The organism is Cupriavidus sp. UYPR2.512 (assembly GCF_000379565.1).
GTDB lineage: Bacteria > Pseudomonadota > Gammaproteobacteria > Burkholderiales > Burkholderiaceae > Cupriavidus.
This window is the reverse complement of sequence record NZ_KB903032.1, coordinates 1-2180: the sequence shown is the minus strand read 5'-3', so window position 1 is coordinate 2180 and position 2180 is coordinate 1. Positions and strand designations below refer to the sequence as shown.

At 54.4% G+C, this 2180-nt stretch carries 1 protein-coding gene and 1 pseudogene; one reads left to right on the top strand and one right to left on the bottom strand.

Annotation, left to right across the window (positions count from 1 at the left end):
- Nucleotides 1–106: 106 nt before the first annotated feature.
- Nucleotides 107–764, bottom strand: a pseudogene (locus tag A3A5_RS40580) (SMP-30/gluconolactonase/LRE family protein).
- A gap of 291 nt (nt 765–1055) precedes the next feature.
- Here A3A5_RS40580 and A3A5_RS0118710 point away from each other — a divergent pair.
- Complete coding sequence (locus A3A5_RS0118710; RefSeq protein WP_026200904.1) at nt 1056–1784, top strand: IclR family transcriptional regulator; 729 nt, start codon at nt 1056–1058, stop codon at nt 1782–1784.
- Nucleotides 1785–2180: the final 396 nt, after the last annotated feature.

The window sequence follows — 2180 nt, the reverse complement described above, 5'->3', positions numbered from 1 at the left end:
GAAATTCAAATCGTGGACACCCATGGAATCCTCACAACCCGCGTCAGCATTGGCTTCCAAGCCAATGACCCTCAAATAAACCGGACACTAGTGACATTCAGTAGATTCACAGTGTTGCCCGAAGGATCGTTCCAGCCTCCGATTCAGTCACAAAAATCGATGGTCCCTCCGCTGTCGGTCCAAATGTGAGATTTGTCGTGGTCGTCTCCAGTCGGACTCACCAGAATCCGCTCGGGCTCCCCTTTGGCGCTAATTACCCAAATGTAGCCTAAGCTCGCATGTGCGACGTACAAGCATCCGCGACGGTCCATAGCAATGCTATCCGGCCCACTAGTGCCATAGAAGGTGAACAACTGTCCCACCTTCGACACGCTCCCGTCTGCTTGGAGTGGGGCTCGCCAAATGCTATTCCCGCGGGTGGCGGCCACGAAAAGTACTTTCTCATCGGGAGACAGGACCAGACCGTTCGGACTTGGAACATTTCCCAGCAGCAAATCCAACTGCCCCGACTTTCTCAGACGGAAGACTCGGCCGGTTGGATCGTGCAGACCAGTCTGCCCTTGATCCGTAAAGTAAATGTCTCCGGTGTCACGTAGAGGTTACCCCGCTTGATCGAAGGTCGGGCCTTCAAGGAAACTCTCAACGCACCTGCCAGCCTCGTTGGCGTCGGCCCAATCGGATCCAACATTCACCCTGCGAAAGCGCTTGGGCCTCGACGTGAAAACCTCGAGTCGCTTCTCATCTGGCACAGTGCGAAAGTACATAGTCTTTCCTATCGAGATAGCTGATGCCCACTTTTACATCGGAGGCTTTTTCGACCCCGCTCCATAGCTTGGTTTCTTTCATGAAGATGAGCACGAAAATTGCTGGCGATTGCTGGCGATGCGTGTCGCTCGATAGATAGCCTTCATCCCATGACGCGCACCAACTTCGCTGCCCAAAGACTTCTTTGTTGACACCACAAGCTTGTTCCGTATGACAGAACGACAAATTTAATTTAGTTTATGGTACCGCCTTTACGAGGTCAACATCCGCACTTTTTCCTTGATCCTACGATGCCCCGTAAGCCGCTAAACACGTCAAAGGCCGATGAGAATTCAGCGCCTGGTGGCGCATCGAGCGTGGACCGCGCTTTGTCTTTGCTTGACGTGTTCACGCCAGAAGCTACTTCTTTCTCGCTGACTGAGATAGCCAAACAGGCAAGACTCTATAAAAGCACCGCACTGAGACTCCTAGCATCCTTGCAGCACAAGGGTCTCGTCCAGCGCAAAACAGATGGCACCTACAGCCTTGGCCCACAGATCGCGCGACTGCATGCAATCTACGCGGCGTCATTTTCGCTTGAAGAAATCGTGATGCCTGCGTTGCGTGAACTCATGCTACAAACCAAAGAGAGCGCTGCTTTTTATGTACGCCAAGGCGAGTTCCGTCTCTGCCTCTATCGCGTTGATTCCCCACAACTGGTTCGCGATCACCTACGGGTGGGTGAGGTCCTCCCTATTGATCGCGGCGCAAGTGGCCGCTTACTGCTCGCCTATTCCGGTGAACAAGGGGAACTCTACGATCGAGTGCGTAAGGAGGGGATTGCGATGCTAGTCGGAGATCGCGTACCGGAGCTCAGCGGCGTATCAGCTCCGGTTTTCAATGCCTTGAAAGAACTCGCTGGCGCCGTCACACTCACCATGCCCACGGCTCGCTATTCGGAAACTTTGGCGGAGCCGGTACGCGCCGCGGCAATGAGAATCTCATCGAAGCTGTGCGCCACCGGCTTTAGTCAAAGATGACACTGGAGGCCCTCGCATTCTTATCGCACCGTGTGTTCTTACAGGTGGCACGATCTTGAGCCACCCCCCTCAAGAGCGCGCCGATCTTGCCTGCCCGCCGATACCCGCGTTGAAGATTCGGCGTGCCTCGCCTAGGCAATGCCATAGCGTGCCAGCTTCTGTAGGTCGACATTTATCGACAGCATCGGAAATCCGGTCGCTGTTGGTCATGCATCGCCGGCGCTCGGAACGGGCATAAACACACATGATATTGCCAAGGATTCTGAATACGCACGTCAGCAGAGTTGCGCGGTATTTTAGGCCACCTCATTACACACAACTCCTGGCGGCTGGTGCGCCGCAGAAAGTCGTTTACGGTCAATGACATAGCGGGTGGGGTTGTAAACTCTTTCGGAT